At 75.1% G+C, this 13,991-nt stretch carries 16 protein-coding genes; 8 read left to right on the top strand and 8 right to left on the bottom strand.

All coding sequences use genetic code 11. The features are described 5' to 3' along the window. The first annotated feature begins 1 nt into the window (after position 1). From menE to CLV35_RS16535, 3 genes are read left to right on the top strand one after another with little or no spacing between them, the layout of a single operon-like run. Positions 2–1,162 carry an o-succinylbenzoate--CoA ligase gene (gene menE, locus CLV35_RS16545; RefSeq protein ID WP_121194625.1) on the top strand — a complete coding sequence of 387 codons (1,161 nt, stop codon included), beginning with the start codon at positions 2–4 and terminating at the stop codon, positions 1,160–1,162. A gap of 7 nt (positions 1,163–1,169) precedes the next feature. Continuing rightward, positions 1,170–2,042 (top strand): 1,4-dihydroxy-2-naphthoate polyprenyltransferase, encoded by an 873-nt coding sequence (locus CLV35_RS16540; protein ID WP_121194624.1) that lies wholly within the window; start codon positions 1,170–1,172, stop codon positions 2,040–2,042. A gap of 20 nt (positions 2,043–2,062) precedes the next feature. Continuing rightward, positions 2,063–2,332 carry a hypothetical protein gene (locus CLV35_RS16535; protein WP_121194623.1) on the top strand — a complete coding sequence of 90 codons (270 nt, stop codon included), beginning with the start codon at positions 2,063–2,065 and terminating at the stop codon, positions 2,330–2,332. Here the strand turns inward: CLV35_RS16535 and CLV35_RS16530 are convergent. Both CLV35_RS16530 and CLV35_RS16525 read right to left on the bottom strand, forming a co-directional pair. Continuing rightward, the gene (locus CLV35_RS16530) at positions 2,329–4,266 is read right to left on the bottom strand and encodes a putative bifunctional diguanylate cyclase/phosphodiesterase (RefSeq protein WP_231121960.1); all 1,938 of its coding nucleotides are present in this window, start codon (positions 4,264–4,266) and stop codon (positions 2,329–2,331) included. The two genes, CLV35_RS16535 and CLV35_RS16530, sit on opposite strands and share 4 nt — an antisense overlap. Before the next feature lie 90 nt (positions 4,267–4,356). Then, complete coding sequence (locus CLV35_RS16525) at positions 4,357–4,605, bottom strand: DUF4229 domain-containing protein (RefSeq protein WP_231121959.1); 249 nt, start codon at positions 4,603–4,605, stop codon at positions 4,357–4,359. A gap of 53 nt (positions 4,606–4,658) precedes the next feature. Here CLV35_RS16525 and CLV35_RS16520 point away from each other — a divergent pair, with 53 nt between their 5' ends. Continuing rightward, entirely contained in the window at positions 4,659–5,015 is a 357-nt protein-coding gene (locus CLV35_RS16520; RefSeq protein WP_121194621.1) for a PLD nuclease N-terminal domain-containing protein, read from the top strand. Positions 5,016–5,022: 7 nt separating this feature from the next. On the opposite strand, the gene ccsB is transcribed toward CLV35_RS16520, so the two are convergent. From ccsB to hemL, 6 genes are read right to left on the bottom strand one after another with little or no spacing between them, the layout of a single operon-like run. Next, positions 5,023–5,931 carry a c-type cytochrome biogenesis protein CcsB gene (gene ccsB / locus CLV35_RS16515; RefSeq protein ID WP_121194811.1) on the bottom strand — a complete coding sequence of 303 codons (909 nt, stop codon included), beginning with the start codon at positions 5,929–5,931 and terminating at the stop codon, positions 5,023–5,025. A gap of 38 nt (positions 5,932–5,969) precedes the next feature. Then, on the bottom strand, positions 5,970–7,568 hold the full coding sequence (resB, locus tag CLV35_RS16510; RefSeq protein ID WP_121194620.1) for a cytochrome c biogenesis protein ResB: 1,599 nt from the start codon (positions 7,566–7,568) through the stop codon (positions 5,970–5,972). Position 7,569: 1 nt separating this feature from the next. Further along, positions 7,570–8,313, bottom strand: a complete 744-nt coding sequence (locus CLV35_RS16505) for a cytochrome c biogenesis CcdA family protein (RefSeq protein ID WP_121194619.1) — start codon at positions 8,311–8,313, stop codon at positions 7,570–7,572. Next, positions 8,310–8,909: a TlpA family protein disulfide reductase gene (locus CLV35_RS16500; RefSeq protein ID WP_121194618.1), complete on the bottom strand. Its 600-nt coding sequence runs from the start codon at positions 8,907–8,909 to the stop codon at positions 8,310–8,312. Before CLV35_RS16500 ends, CLV35_RS16505 begins: the two co-directional genes overlap by 4 nt. Beyond that, on the bottom strand, positions 8,906–9,544 hold the full coding sequence (locus CLV35_RS16495) for a histidine phosphatase family protein (protein WP_121194617.1): 639 nt from the start codon (positions 9,542–9,544) through the stop codon (positions 8,906–8,908). The genes CLV35_RS16500 and CLV35_RS16495 overlap by 4 nt, the downstream gene beginning before the upstream one ends. Next, positions 9,537–10,853, bottom strand: coding sequence for a glutamate-1-semialdehyde 2,1-aminomutase (gene hemL, locus CLV35_RS16490; RefSeq protein WP_121194616.1), 1,317 nt, complete (start codon positions 10,851–10,853; stop codon positions 9,537–9,539). The genes CLV35_RS16495 and hemL overlap by 8 nt, the downstream gene beginning before the upstream one ends. Positions 10,854–10,965: 112 nt before the next feature. On the opposite strand from hemL, the gene CLV35_RS16485 reads away from it, so the two are divergent. The 4 genes from CLV35_RS16485 to CLV35_RS16470 are packed head-to-tail and all read left to right on the top strand — an operon-like array spanning position 10,966 to position 13,900. After that, a complete protein-coding gene (locus CLV35_RS16485; RefSeq protein ID WP_231121957.1) occupies positions 10,966–11,874 on the top strand; it encodes a lytic murein transglycosylase in 909 nt (302 codons plus the stop codon). Next, positions 11,871–12,125, top strand: a complete 255-nt coding sequence (locus CLV35_RS16480; RefSeq protein WP_121194615.1) for a DUF6457 domain-containing protein — start codon at positions 11,871–11,873, stop codon at positions 12,123–12,125. Before CLV35_RS16485 ends, CLV35_RS16480 begins: the two co-directional genes overlap by 4 nt. Positions 12,126–12,135: 10 nt before the next feature. Then, positions 12,136–12,741 carry a molybdenum cofactor guanylyltransferase gene (gene mobA / locus CLV35_RS16475; RefSeq protein ID WP_231121956.1) on the top strand — a complete coding sequence of 202 codons (606 nt, stop codon included), beginning with the start codon at positions 12,136–12,138 and terminating at the stop codon, positions 12,739–12,741. 55 nt (positions 12,742–12,796) lie between these two features. After that, a complete protein-coding gene (locus CLV35_RS16470; RefSeq protein ID WP_231121955.1) occupies positions 12,797–13,900 on the top strand; it encodes a fatty acid desaturase family protein in 1,104 nt (367 codons plus the stop codon). Positions 13,901–13,991: the final 91 nt, after the last annotated feature.

The following is a 13,991-nucleotide window of genomic DNA, read 5'->3' as shown; positions in this document are numbered from 1 at the left end:
GGTGACCCGTCCGTCCCGCCGGCTGCAGCCCGTCGCCGGCGCCGACCTCGACGCGCTGGTCCCGGCCCTGCGCGCCGCCGTGGACGGCACCGGGCCCGCCGTGGCGCCGGTGCCGCGGGCGTCGGGTGCGGTCGTCGCGGCGGTCACCGCAGCCGTACGCCCCGACCTCCCGCTCGAGTCCGACGACGTCGCCGTCGTGGTGACCACCAGCGGCTCGACCGGCGAGCCGAAGGGCGTGCTGCTCCCCGCAAGCGCCCTGCGCGCGTCGGCGGCCGCGACCGAGACGCGACTCGGCGGCCCGGCCCAGTGGCTGCTGGCCCTCGACCCCGGCCACGTCGCGGGTCTCCAGGTCGTGCTCCGCTCGCTGCTGGCCGGCACCGAGCCGGTGCAGCTCGACCCCGACGCGCCGTTCGACCCCGAGGCGTTCGCCCGCGCAGCCGCGGAGCTCGACCCAGGGGTGCGCCACTGCACGTCCCTGGTGCCCACCCAGCTGCGCCGCGTCGTCGAGGCGAAAGGGCCAGCCCTCGACGCGCTCACCGCCTTCGATGCGGTGCTCGTCGGCGGCGCCGCCACACCGGCGCCACTGCTCGAGCAGGCGAAGGCCGCCGGCGTACGCGTCGTCACGACCTACGGCATGTCCGAGACGTGCGGCGGCTGCGTCTACGACGGCCGCGCGCTCGACGGCGTCGACGCACGCCTTCAGCCCGATGGCCGCGTCGTGCTCGCCGGCGCCGTGGTGGCCGCCGGCTACCGGCTCCGGCCCGACCTCACCGCCGAGGCGTTCCCCGGCGGCGCGTTCCGTACCTCCGACCTGGGGGCGCTCGACGCCGATGGCACCCTGCGCGTGCTCGGCCGTGTCGACGACGTGGTCGTCACCGGCGGCGCGAACGTCGCGCTGCCCGCCGTCGAGGCCGTGGCGCTGCGCGACCCGCGGGTGCGCGAGGCGGCCGCGTTCGGGCGGCCCGATCCCGAGTGGGGCACCCGGGTCGAGCTCGCGGTGGTCAGCGCCGGGACGCCCCCGACGCTCCTCGAGCTCGGCCCCGCGATCGGCGAGGCCCTCGGCCGAGCAGCCGTGCCCAAGCGCCTGCACGTGCTCCCGGCGCTGCCGCTGCTCCCCTCCGGCAAGCTCGACCGGGCGGCCCTGGGAGGCTTGCCCGCGTGATCGCCTCGTGACGACGTCCGCCCAGTGGGTCGCCGGTGCGCGCCCGCGCACCCTGCCCGCCGCGCTCGCTCCTGTCCTCGTCGGCACGGGGGTGGCCGCCGCCGAGGACGGCGCGATCGCCTGGCGGGCGGTCGCCGCCGCCGGCGTGGCCCTCGCCCTGCAGGTAGGGGTCAACTACGCCAACGACTACAGCGACGGCATCCGCGGCACCGACGACGAGCGCGTCGGGCCGTTCCGGCTCGTCGGCTCCCGCGCCGCGTCACCGCGCGCGGTCAAGCTCGCGGCGTTCGCGTCGTTCGGGCTCGCCTGCGTCTTCGGCCTGTCCATCGTCGTCGCCACGGGCGCGTGGTGGCTCGTGCTGGTCGGCCTGGTCTGCGTGGCCGCGGCCTGGGGCTACACCGGCACCTCGAAGCCCTACGGCTACCGCGGGCTCGGCGAGGTCGCCGTCTTCGTGTTCTTCGGCCTGGTCGCCGTCACGGGCACCGCCTTCGCCCAGACCGAGGACCTCAGCGGTCTCGCCGTCGCCGCGTCCGTGCCCGTCGGCGCCCTGGCCTGCGCGCTGCTGGTCGTCAACAACCTGCGCGACATCCCCACCGACGCGGTCAGCGGCAAGCGGACGCTCGCCGTGCTGCTCGGCGACCGGCGCACCCGCGCCCTCTACGCCGCGCTCGTCGCGGTGGCCGCTGTCGCCCCGCTCGCGCTCGCGCCGGCGCGGCCCTGGGCGCTGCTCGGGCTCGTCGCGCTGGTGCTCGCGGCGGCACCGCTGCGTACGGTGCTGGGCGGTGCGCGCGGCCGCGACCTGATCCCGGCGCTGGCCGGGACGGGGCGGCTGCAGCTCGCCTACGGCGTGTTCCTCGGCCTCGGGCTCGCCCTGAGCTGAGCAGGTGGTAGTCGTGGGACGTGCACCCCGACGACATCGACCTGCGCGCCGACGGCGCGCACGCCTACCGCGCGACGCAGGGGGAGCGCAGCGTACGCGTCACCGTCTCCGACGCCACGCTGGCCGAGCTTGGACTCGGTCCGGTCGAGGAGCCGCTGCTGGTGCGGCGCACCCTCGAGCTGCTCGACCCGGAGGTGCTGGCGGGCGTCGGTAACGACGTGACGCTCGAGCAGCTGGGCGCGCGGGTCGAGGGCTTCCCCGACGTCGTCGTCGCCCGGCTGCGCACCTAGACGCTCTGCGGGCTCCCCAGCCGTGCGGCCGCGAGCTCGGGCCACGGCACCGGCCGCGAGTAGTGGTAGCCCTGGGCGCGCGTGCAGCCGATCGTGCGCAGCCAGTCGGCGGTCGCGCCGTCCTCGACGCCCTCGGCGACGACGCGGCAGCCGATGCCGCCGGCCAGGCCGACGACGGCCGAGACGATCGCGCGGTCCTCGTCGCGCGCGAGGGCGCCACCGACGAACTCGCGGTCGACCTTGATCTCGTTGACGCGCAAGCGCGACAGCAGGGCGAAGGTCGTGAAGCCGGTGCCGAAGTCGTCGATCGAGATGTCGACGCCGAGGTCGGCCAGCGCGCCTACGGCGGACGCGAGCACGTCGGCGTCGGTCGCCAGCGCGGTCTCGGTGATCTCGATGGTGAGCTGGTCGGGCGGCAGGCCGGTGCGCTCGAGCAGCCGGCCGAGCCGGGAGGCCAGCTCGTCGCAGACGAGGTTGCGCACCGAGACGTTGACCGAGACTGCCCAGTCGAGGCCCTCGGCGCGCCAGCGGGCGCAGTCCTGCACCGCGCGGGTGAGCACCCACGAGGTGAACGGGTCGACGAGGCCCGACTGCTCGACCGCGCCGAGGAACTCCGCCGGCGGCAGCAGGCCGCGCTCGGGGTGCTGCCAGCGCACGAGCGCCTCCACGCCGGCGACCCGACCGGAGGCCAGGTCGAGCTGCGGCTGGTAGTGCAGCACGAGCTCGTCGCGTTCCAGCGCCCGGCGCAGCTCCGCCTGCAGCGCGAGGCGCTGCGAGGAGTGCCGGTCGAGCTCGGAGCCCCACACGACGACGCTGCTGCCCGAGCGCTTGGCCTCGTACATCGCCACGTCCGCACGCCGCATCAGCACCGTCACGTCCTCGGCCTGGGCGCCGACCAGCGCGACGCCGAAGCTGGCCTCCACCGAGAGCGGCACGTCGCAGAGCACGAGCTCCTCGGCGAGCACGTCGCGCACCTGCCCCAGCCGGAGCCGCGCCTCCTCCTCGCCGGCGACGCCGTCGAGCAGCAGCCCGAACTCGTCGCCGCCCAGCCGGGCGACGAGGTCGTCGTCGCCGAGCGCTCCGCGCAGCCGCGCCCCCGCCACCCGCAGCAGCTCGTCGCCGCACTCGTGGCCCAGGGTGTCGTTGACCTCCTTGAAGTGGTCGAGGTCGATGAGGACCAGCGCCGCGGGACGCCCGCCGGCACGGGCCCGCTGCGCGGCGGCGAGCGCCTCCTGGCCGAACATCCGCCTGTTCGGCAGCTCGGTCAGCTCGTCGTGGAGCGCCTGGTGGGCCGACTCGGCGGCGGTGCGCCGCAGCCGCCGGGTGGTCCCCCAGGCGAGCGCCGCCTGGCACAGCCAGACGAGCAGCAGGCTCGCGCCCAGCGTCCAGTAGGACTGGTGCAGGTCGGCCTCGACGGTGGTCGCGATGTCCTCGTAGGGAAGCTCGAGCTCGAGCGCACCGGCGCGCACGCCGAGGTCGTTGGGCTGCAGCGGCTGCATCACCGTGATGACGTGGCCGGAGGGCGCGGTAGGGTCCTCGGCCAGCCAGACGGTCTCGACGCCCCCGTCGAGCGCGCGGCGCAGGGCCCGGGACGTACTCGGCGTCGGGACAGAAGTGTCGGCCCCCTCGCGCAGGACGGCCCGGCCGGCGCCGTCGCGCAGCACGACCTCGCGCACGGCGCCGGTCACCCGGCCGCGGTGCATGACCTCCTGCAGCTGGGCGCGCGCGAGCGGCTCGAGGTGCTCGACGTCGGAGGCGAACAGCACCGGCGCGAGACCCATCGACTGCACGAGCTGGGCCTGCGCACGGCCCCGCCCGAGCACCCGCTCGGCGCCGGTCTGCCGGGCGCCGTGCACGAGCACGAGGCCGACGGCGACGACCGGCACGAGGCTGACGACCACGAAGACCAGCAGCGAGCGGGTCGTGCGGCGCACGCGGGTCGCCCTGTGCGCACGACCGGCCATGCCAGACCATCGGCAGCCCGGGCCCGCACCTGAAGCCCCGGGCGGCTGGCGCTGCTGGGGCTACTCGTCCTCGGAGGACGCGGCCTCGTCGATGCGGTGGCGCATGCGGCTGACGCGGCCCTCGAGCGAGGCGGACACGGCGTCGCGCGAGCTGCTCAGCACGAAGACGCTGACGACGCTGCTGATCAGCAGCGCGAGCAGCAGCGCCGGGGCGCCGCGCAGCCCGACCGCCCACAGCACCACGGCCACCGCGACCAGGAGCAGGGTGCGCAGGGTCAGGAACCGGAGGAGGGCGAAGCGCTGCTGCACCCGGTCAGCGTACGCGCACGACAGGACTCGCCCGGGACGCCTACGCTGAACCCGTGCTCCGGATCCTGCCCTACCTGCTGTTCGTGGCCCTCGACGTCTGGGCGCTGGTCGACATCCTGCAGACGCGGGAGGAGGACCTCGAGGGGCTGCCCAAGGTGGTGTGGGTGCTGTTCATCCTGCTGTTCCCGGTCATCGGGGCGCTGGTCTACATCTTCGCCGGCAAGAAGCGCCGTCGGCCGGCCTCGCCCGGAGGCTTCGGCCCCTACGGCGGCTACCGCCCGAGCACCCCGAGCGTCGCGCCCGACGACGACCCCGAGTTCCTCGAGCGGCTGCGGCTGAGCAAGTGGCAGCGCGACCTCGAGGAGCGCGAGCGCAAGCTGCGCGAGGAAGGCCCCGACGCGACGGGCTGAGCCCCGGTCATACCCCCGCGTAGGAGTGCAGGCCGGTGATCCAGATGTTGACGCCGAACAGGTTGAACATCAGCGCGGCGAAGCCGAGCAGGGCGAGCACGCCGCTGCCCCGGCCGCGCCAGCCGGCGGTCGCGCGGGCGTGCAGGGCCGCGGCGTAGAAGACCCAGGTGATGAACGACCAGGTCTCCTTGGGGTCCCAGCCCCAGTAGCGGCCCCAGGCGTTCTCGGCCCAGATCGCACCGGCCATCACCGCGAAGGTGAAGACCGGGAAGGCGAAGACGTGGGCGCGGTAGGCCATGCGCTCGAGCTGCTCCGACGCCGGCAGCGAGACCGCCCAGCGCGGGGTGCGCCCGCGCGACTCGGCCCGCGAGCGCGCCATCTGCAGCACGGTGAACGCGGCGCCGAGCGTGAAGCCGCCGGCCGCGAGCGTCGCAGCGGTGACGTGGATCCAGAGCCAGTACGACTGCAGCGCCGGCACCAGCTGCTCGGCGTCGGTGTAGAGGACCGTGACGGCCAGCCCGAGCAGGAGCAGCAGGACCGGGACGACCACGGCGCCGACCGCGCGGACCCGCCAGCTGCGCAGGCCCAGGAGGAGCACGCCGGAGGCGGCGAGCGTCGCGGTGATCGCGAACTCGTACATGTTGCCCCAGGGCGCGCGCCCCGCGGCCAGGCCGCGCGTGACCACGCCGGCGGCGTGGAGCACGAAGGCGAGCACGGTGAGCGAGACGGCGGTGCGCCCCCAGCGCTCGCCGCGCGGGACGGCGGGAACCGCGACCGGCGGCTCGGCCAGCGTGATCGTCGAGCCGCCCGACGCGGCCGCGACGGGCGCGGGCACCGGAGCGGCCGCCGGCACGACGACCTCGCCGACCGCGAGCTCGACGAAGTAGCACACCATCGCCAGCGCGTAGACGGCCATCGCCGAGTAGACGAGGTCGAGGCTCAGGGCTGCCAGCGTCACGTGCTCTCCTCGCGGTGTGCGACCTGCGGTGTGTCGGTGCGCGGCCCGGGGGGCCGGAGGTCGGGCGGCTGCTCGCCGAGGCGGCGTGCGAGCTCGGCGGCGAGAGCGTCGACCTCGGCCCGCAGGCCCTCGGAGTCGCCCTTGCCCAGGCCGGCGACCTCCACGACGGTACGCCCGTCGGCGCCCGGCGTCGCGCGGACCCAGACGCGGCGCTGGCGCATCAGCAGCGACATCGTCAGCCCGGCGAGCGCGAGCACCGCGGCGGCCAGCGTCGGGAGGTTGCCCGTGGAGTTCGAGACCTGGAAGTTGGCGAACCGGCGCACCGTGTCGAGCGTGATCGAGCTGCCGTCGGGCAGCGTCGCCGTCTCGCCGATGCCGATCGAGCGGGTCCACTTCACGCCGTTGTCGCTGACCTGCTTCAGGTGCGTCGTGTCCAGCGTGTAGACCGAGGCCGAGGCGTCGACGCCGGTGTAGGCGGTCAGGAACACCTTCGGGATCAGCAGGTCGGGGAAGATCGAGATCGGGCCCTGCTTGGAGTCCATCAGCTCGGTGGGCAGGAAGACGCCCTGGAAGGCCAGTCCCCCGTCGGCCTCGGGCACCTTGACCGCGCCGATCGAGGTGTTGTTGCCGTCACGCGGCAGGAAGACCGAGGGCCGCTCCTTGCTCACCACCGTGCCGTCCTTGTCGCGCACGGTGAACACCAGGCTGTAGCCGTTGCCGGTGAGGAACACCTTGTCGCCGTCGACGACCAGCGGCTCGTTCGGCGCGATGTCGGCGGTGCCGGACCGCGCGCCCATCGTCCAGCGCACCTTCGCGTCGAAGCCGCGGGGCGCCCCGCGCTGGTCGCCGTCCTGCTGGTAGCGGACGTCGAGGCTGTCGAGGTGGAGCGTGAAGGGGACGACGTCGCCGGGGCCGGCGCTCGCGCCGTAGGAGACGCTGTCGTACTGCCCGTTGCCGAAGCCCTCGCCCTCGGTCACCACGCGGTTGCCGGTGTAGCCGAGCAGGTGGCCGTAGGCGAACGCCACGAGCAGCAGCAGCAGGGCCACGTGGAAGACCAGGTTGCCGGTCTCCTTGAGGTAGCCCTTCTCCGCCGCGACCGACGACGGGTGGTCGTCGTGGCGGTAGCGACCGGCATCCAGCGCCTCGCGAGCGGCGGTGAGCACGTCGGCCGCCGGGGCCGCGCTGCTCAGCAGCCGGTGCTCCTGCAGCCGCTCGAGCCGGCTCGGCGTCGCCGGCGGCCGCGAGCGGATGGCGCGCAGGTGCAGCCGCGCCCGCGGCACCACGCAGCCGATGAGCGAGGCGAACAGCAGCAGGTAGACCGCGGCGAACCACGGCGAGGAGTAGACGGCGAACCCGCCCAGCCGGTCGACCCACGGCGCGAGGTCCGGGTGCTCGTCGCGGTAGGCCGCCACCCGCGAGGGGTTGACGCCCTGCTGCGGCAGCAGCGACCCCGGCACGGCGGCGAGCGCCAGCAGGAGCAGGAGGAGCAGCGCCGTACGCATCGAGGTGAGCGTCCGCCACCCCCACCGCGCCCAGCCGACGGGACCGAGGCCCTTCGGGGTGCGGCTGGCGGTCCTCTCGACGACGGCTACCACGTCACAGCCCCGTCGAGTACGTGCCGTAGTGCCGCTGCAGCTCCACGATGAGCTCACCCCACGTACCGGTCACCAGCAGCAGCCCCACGGTCACGAGCATCGCACCGCCCAGGCGCATCACCCACGCCGAGTGGGCGCGGATGACCTTGAACGTGCCGAGCGCGCGGCGGTAGGCCAGCCCCGCGACCAGGAACGGCAGACCGAGCCCGACGCAGTACGCGGCGGCGAGCCCCGCGCCGCGGGCTGCGCTCCCGTCGCGGGCGGCGAGGGTCAGCACCGCGCCGATCGTCGGGCCGAGGCAGGGGGTCCAGCCGAGGCCGAACAGCGCGCCGAGCAGGGGCGCGCCGGCGAGACCCAGGCGAGGGCGGGTGTGCAGGCGCCACTCGCGCGAGACGCCCGGCAGCGCGCCGGCGAAGGCGAGGCCGAAGACGACCGTCAGGGCGCCGAGCCCGCGCTGCAGCGCGTCCTGGTGCTCGCGGAGGAAGACGCTCGCCGCGGCTCCCACCAGAGCGCCCTCGACCACGAAGACGACCGAGAAGCCCAGCACGAACAGCAGCGTGCCGAGCAGTACGCGGCCCTGGCGGCGCTCGGCGATCTCCTCGCCGGACAGGCCGGTGACGTAGGAGAGGTAGCCGGGCACCAGCGGCAGCACGCACGGCGACGCGAACGACACCAGCCCGGCCGCGAGCGCCACGGGCACGGCCAGCACCAGCGGCCCGCTGACGACCGTGCCGCCGACGCTCACGACGAGGCACCCGCCGAGGGCGTGGGCGCGCTGCCGGTGTCGACGCCGGCGGTCTGCAGCAGGCCGACGAGGATCGACTTCTCGGCCGTCTGGGCGATGCGGCCGACGAGCCGGCCGTCGCGGCCCACGACGAGCGTCTGCGGGGGCGAGCCCGCGCCCACGAGGACCTTGCGCATCGCGAGGGTCAGCGAGCCGTCGGCGTCGTCGAGGCTGGGGTAGGTGATGCGGTACTTCTCGAGGAACTTCTGCGCCTTGGTGCGGTCGCCGGAGTCGCGGACGTCGACACCGACGAAGTGGACGTCGGGGAACTGCCCGGCGACGGCAGCCAGGGTCGGCGACTCCTCCTGGCAGGGCCCGCACCAGGTGCCCCAGAGGTTGACGACCGTCACGTCGCCCTTGAACGACGCGAGGTCGAGCTTCGTGCCCTCGAGCGTCGTGCCGGAGACAGCCGGCAGCTCCGGGCCCTTGCCCGGGTCCCACTGCACGATGCCGCCGTCACCGATGACGATGCCGTCGGCGGGCGAGTCCGAGCCGCCGGTGCAGCCGGCCAGACCCAGCGCGACGAGCGCGGCGAGCGCCGCGAGTCGGACCCTCATGCGCCGAAGCCCGCCTTGACGGGCAGCAGGTCGCCCGCCGGCTCGGTGTAGTCGATCGCCGTCAGCCGGTCGCCGGTCCAGACCAGCGTGGTCACCGACGCGAGCGAGCACTGGCGGTTGCGCGGGTCGTGCCAGAGCCGGCGGCCTTCGTAGGACCGGCGCATCGTCCACACGGGCAGCTGGTGGCTGACGATGACCGCTTCGCCGCCGCGGACGGCCGCGCGCACGTCGGCGACCGCCGCACGCATGCGGGCGGCGATCTCGACGTAGGGCTCGCCCCACGACGGGCGGAACGGGTTGACCAGCAGCGGCCAGATCGCCGGGCGGCGCAGGGAGCCGTCGCCGACCCCGAAGGTCTTGCCCTCGAAGCGGTTGCCGGCCTCGATCACCCGCGGGTCGACGGCGACCTCGAGGCCCAGCGTCGCGGCCAGCGGCGCCGCGGTCTGCTGCGCGCGCTCGAGCGGCGAGGACACGATGTGCGTGATCTCGCGCCGGCCGAGGACCTCGCCCAGGCGCTCCGCCATCTGCAGACCGAGCTCCGAGAGCCGGAAGCCGGGCAGTCGGCCGTAGAGGACGCCCTCGGGGTTGTGCACCTCCCCGTGGCGCACCACGTGGACTCGAGTGGTCTCAGGCATCGGGCGCCTCCGCGGCGGCCGCGGCCTTGGCTGCGGCGGGCAGCGCGTCGGCGACCCGCTCGAGCGCCGCGTCGTCGTGGGCCGCGGAGAGGAACCACGCCTCGAACGCCGACGGCGGCAGGTAGACGCCCGCGTCGAGCATCGAGTGGAAGAACGCCGGGTAGCGCCACGCCTGCTGGCCGCGGGCGCCGTCGTAGTCGACGACCTGCTCCGCGGTGAAGAAGATGCTGAACATCGTGCCCGCCGTCTGCACCCGGTGGGCGACGCCCTCGGCGGCGAGCGCGTCGCTCGCCAGGCGCGCCACGGTGGTGGCGGCGTGGCCCAGCGCTGCGTACGCGTCGTCGTCCGCCGCGCGCAGCGTGGCGAGCCCCGCTGCGGTGGCGACGGGGTTCCCCGACAGCGTGCCCGCCTGGTAGACGGGGCCGGAGGGCGCGAGCAGGCTCATCACCTCGGCAGGGCCGCCGAACGCCGCGGCCGGGAAGCCGCCGCCCATGACCTTGCCGAACGTCATGAGGTCGGGGCGGACGCCCTCGATGCCGTACCAGCCGGTGGCCGAGGCGCGGAAGCCCGTCATGACCTCGTCGCTCACCAGCAGCGCGCCGTAGCGGTCGCAGACCTCGCGCAGGCCCGCGGTGAAGCCGGGCTCGGGCGGCACGACGCCCATGTTGCCGGCGGCGGCCTCGGTGATGACGCAGGCGACCTGGCCGTCGAGCGCGGCGAACGCGGCCTCGACCGCGGCGAGGTCGTTGTAGGGGACGACCACGGTGTCGGCGGCCGCCCCGCGCGTCACGCCGGGAGTGCCGGGGATGCCGAGCGTCGCGACGCCGCTGCCCGCGTCGGCGAGCAGGCTGTCGGAGTGGCCGTGGTAGTGGCCGGAGAACTTGATGATCGCGTCCCGCGCGGTCGCGGCGCGGGCCAGCCGGATCGCGGACATGGTCGCCTCGGTGCCGGAGGAGACCAGGCGCACCTGCTCGACCGGCCCGATGCGGGCGACGATCTCCTCGGCCAGCTCGAGCTCGCGCGGGTTGGGCGCGCCGTAGGACGTGCCCTTGCCGGCCTGCTCGCGCACTGCCTCGACGACAGCGGGGTGCGCGTGGCCGAGCAGCAGCGGTCCCCAGGAGGAGACGAGGTCGACGTAGTCCTTGCCGTCGGCGTCGACGAGGTAGGGTCCGTGGCCCTCGACGAAGAAGCGCGGCGTGCCGCCCACGGCCTTGAACGCGCGCACCGGGGAGTTGACCCCGCCGGGGCTCACCGCCAGCGCGCGGTCGAACAGGGCGGCGGAGACGGGCGCGTCGTCGGGCGGGGTCACGCGGTCATTCTTCCAGCGCCGCGACCGTGCCGCGCAGTGGCGTTCGTCTCGCCCTGCGGCGGGGCGCGGACTGGGACGGATCGGGCGGCAGGTGGCACAGTAGGACGCGACGATGAGGATGCGAACCGCTGTGCAGGCCGTTCGGCGCCCGGCAACCCGCCGCCTGCCCAGGCCGGCGACCGCCGCGGCGCTCGCCTGCGTGCCCGTGCTCCTGGTCTCCGCCTCCGCCCTCAGCTCGCCGGGACCGGCGCCCGCCCCTGCCGCCGCCCTTCCCGCCGCACCGGCCCGCCCGGCGCTCGGCCTGCAGGAGGTCGCCGCGCCCGTGCCGAGCGCTCCGGTCGTCGGCAGCCTCGGTGACGAGCTGCGCGAGCAGGCGTCCGCGGCTGCCACCCAGGCGCCCGTGACGGCCGCCCGCGTGGTCCCGGCCCAGCTGCTCAGCAGCGGCATCCCGGCGCACGCGCTCTCCGCCTACATCTCCGCGGCGGCCCTGCTGGCCCAGCGCTCCCCCGGCTGCCACCTGTCCTGGCCGGTGCTCGCCGGCATCGGGCGGGTCGAGTCGAACCACGGGCGGTTCGGGGGCAGCGTGCTGGGGGCCGACGGCGTACCCGTCCCTGCGATCGTCGGGCCGCGGCTCGACGGCGGCCAGTTCGCCGCCGTGGCCGACTCCGACGGGGGCGCGCTCGACGGCGACACCGAGTTCGACCGGGCGGTCGGCCCGATGCAGTTCCTGCCGAGCACGTGGGTGCGGGTCGCGGTCGACGCCGACCACGACGGCACCGCCGACCCGCAGGACATCGACGACGCGGCCGCGGCTGCGGGCGTCTACCTCTGCTCCGGCGGGCGCGACCTGCGCACCGGCACCGGCCTCGGCGCCGCGATCTTCAGCTACAACCACAGCGCCGACTACGTGAACCTCGTGGCGGCCGTTGCCCAGGCCTACGCCTCGGGCAAGACGGCGCCGATCCCGGACGTGCCGGCCAGCACGCCGTCACCCACCCCGACCGGGAAGGCCACGCCGTGACCGAGGGCCCCACGCTCGACGAGTGGACCGCGCAGGTCGCCGAGGCCCTCGGCCTGCCGCCCGAGCTCGCCGGCCTCGACGCCCGTCAGCTGGTGCTCGACCTCGCGCGCGACGTCGCCCACGGTGTCGCCCGCCCGGCAGCCCCGCTGACGACGTTCCTCGCCGGGGTCGCCGCCGGGCGCGCCGGCGGCTCGCTCGCCGACCTGCGCACCGCGGCCGACGACGTACGCCGTCAGCTCCCTGCCGACTGAGGCATCGCGAGTGCTCGCGTGGTCTGCGGTGGTGCTCGCTGGTGGCGCGTCACGGCGCATGGGCGCCGACAAGCTCGGCCTCGAGGTCGGCGGCCGGCCGATCCTCGACCGGGTCCTCGACGCGGTCGCGGGCGCCGAGCTCACGGTGGCGGTCGGCCCGGAGCGGCCGACGGCGCGCCCCGTCACCTGGTGCCGCGAGGAGCCCGCGGGTGGCGGTCCGGCCGCAGCGGTGGCCGCGGGCGTCGCACGGTGCCCCAGCCGTACGCCGCTGGTCGCGGTCCTCGCCGGTGACCTGCCGTTCGCGACCGCCGGCGCCCTCCGCCTGCTGGCCGAGGAGCTGGAGGGCCGCCCGGACGTCGACGCGGCGCTCGCGCTGGACGACACCGGACGCCAGCAGACGCTCTTCGGCGTGTGGCGACGGACCGCCCTCCAGGCAGCGTGCGACCGCCCCGACCTCGAGGGCCTGGCGCTGCACCGGCTGGTGAGCGGCATCGCCCGCACCGGCGTCCGCGTCGACGCGGACGGCCCGCCCGCGTGGGCCGACTGCGACACCCCCGAGCAGCTCGACGCGGCACGGCTGCGGGCGGGCGGCGGCGGGGACCCCCGCGTACAGTGACGTGCACTCCGCGCCCCCAGCGGTGTCCAGCGCTGTCTGCCGGAAGGCCTTCTTCGTGACCTCAGGCGTCTTCGACCCCTCAGCACCGGCGGGCGAGCGGCCGGCGCGGCCGCTGCGCAACCGCGAGCGGCACGTCACCGACTACGCCGAGCTCTCCAAGCAGGTGATGGCGGCTGGTCTGCTGCAGCGGCGCCTGGGGTGGTACTGGACCTACGGGCTGCTCCTGCTCGGCGCGTTCGTGGCGCTGTGGGTCGGCGTCGTGCTGCTGGGCGACTCGTGGCTGCAGCTCGGGCTCGCGGCGCTGATGGCGGTGGTGCTGAGCCAGCTGACCTTCCTCGGCCACGACACCGCCCACCGGCAGGTCTTCGCCTCGCACGCCTGGAACGAGTGGACCTCGCGGCTGATCGGCGGCGTCGTCACCGGGCTGAGCTACGCCTGGTGGTCGAGCAAGCACAACCGCCACCACAGCGGGCCCAATCAGCTCGGCCGCGACCCCGACATCGAGTCGGCGGTGCTCGCCTTCAGCGACGAGGCGGCCGAGGGCCGCACCGGGCTGGCGGCGTGGTGGACCCGCCACCAGGGCTGGGCGTTCTTCCCGCTGCTGCTGCTCGAGGGCGTCAACCTCCACGCCGCCGGCGTGCGCACCCTGCTCACGCGCCGCGAGGCCAGGCACCGCCGCCTCGAGCTCACGCTGGTGCTGAGCCGGCTCACCGCGTACGTCGTGGTGCTGGCCGTCGTCCTGCCGCCGCTGAAGGCGGTGGCGTTCGCCGCCGTGCAGCTGGGGCTCTTCGGCGTGCTGATGGGGGCGTCGTTCGCGCCCAACCACAAGGGCATGCCCATCGTGCCGCGCTCGATGAACGTCGACTTCCTGCGCCGCCAGGTGCTCATGTCGCGCAACGTGCGCGGCGGGCTGCTGACCGACTTCGCGATGGGCGGGCTCAACTACCAGGTCGAGCACCACCTCTTCCCGAGCATGCCGCGCCCGAACCTGCGCCGCGCGCAGCCGCTGGTCCGCCGCTTCTGCGAGGAGCGCGGCGTGGCCTACACCGAGGCCGGGATGCTCGAGTCCTACGGCATCGTGGTCCGCTACCTCAACTCGGTCGGCCTCGGCGCGCGCGACCCGTTCACCTGCCCGCTGGCGAGCTCGCTGCGCGGCTAGCTGTTCTGCCCAGTGAGGTTGGTCAACCTTGTGATGGGTGGGACTTGCCCGATGGCGGTGTGGAGCCTGTGATGGTTGTACTCGTGGAGCC

This window comes from Motilibacter peucedani, assembly GCF_003634695.1.
GTDB lineage: Bacteria > Actinomycetota > Actinomycetes > Motilibacterales > Motilibacteraceae > Motilibacter > Motilibacter peucedani.
Note: the sequence above shows the minus strand (reverse complement) of the source record. Positions and strands in the feature narration are given on the sequence as shown.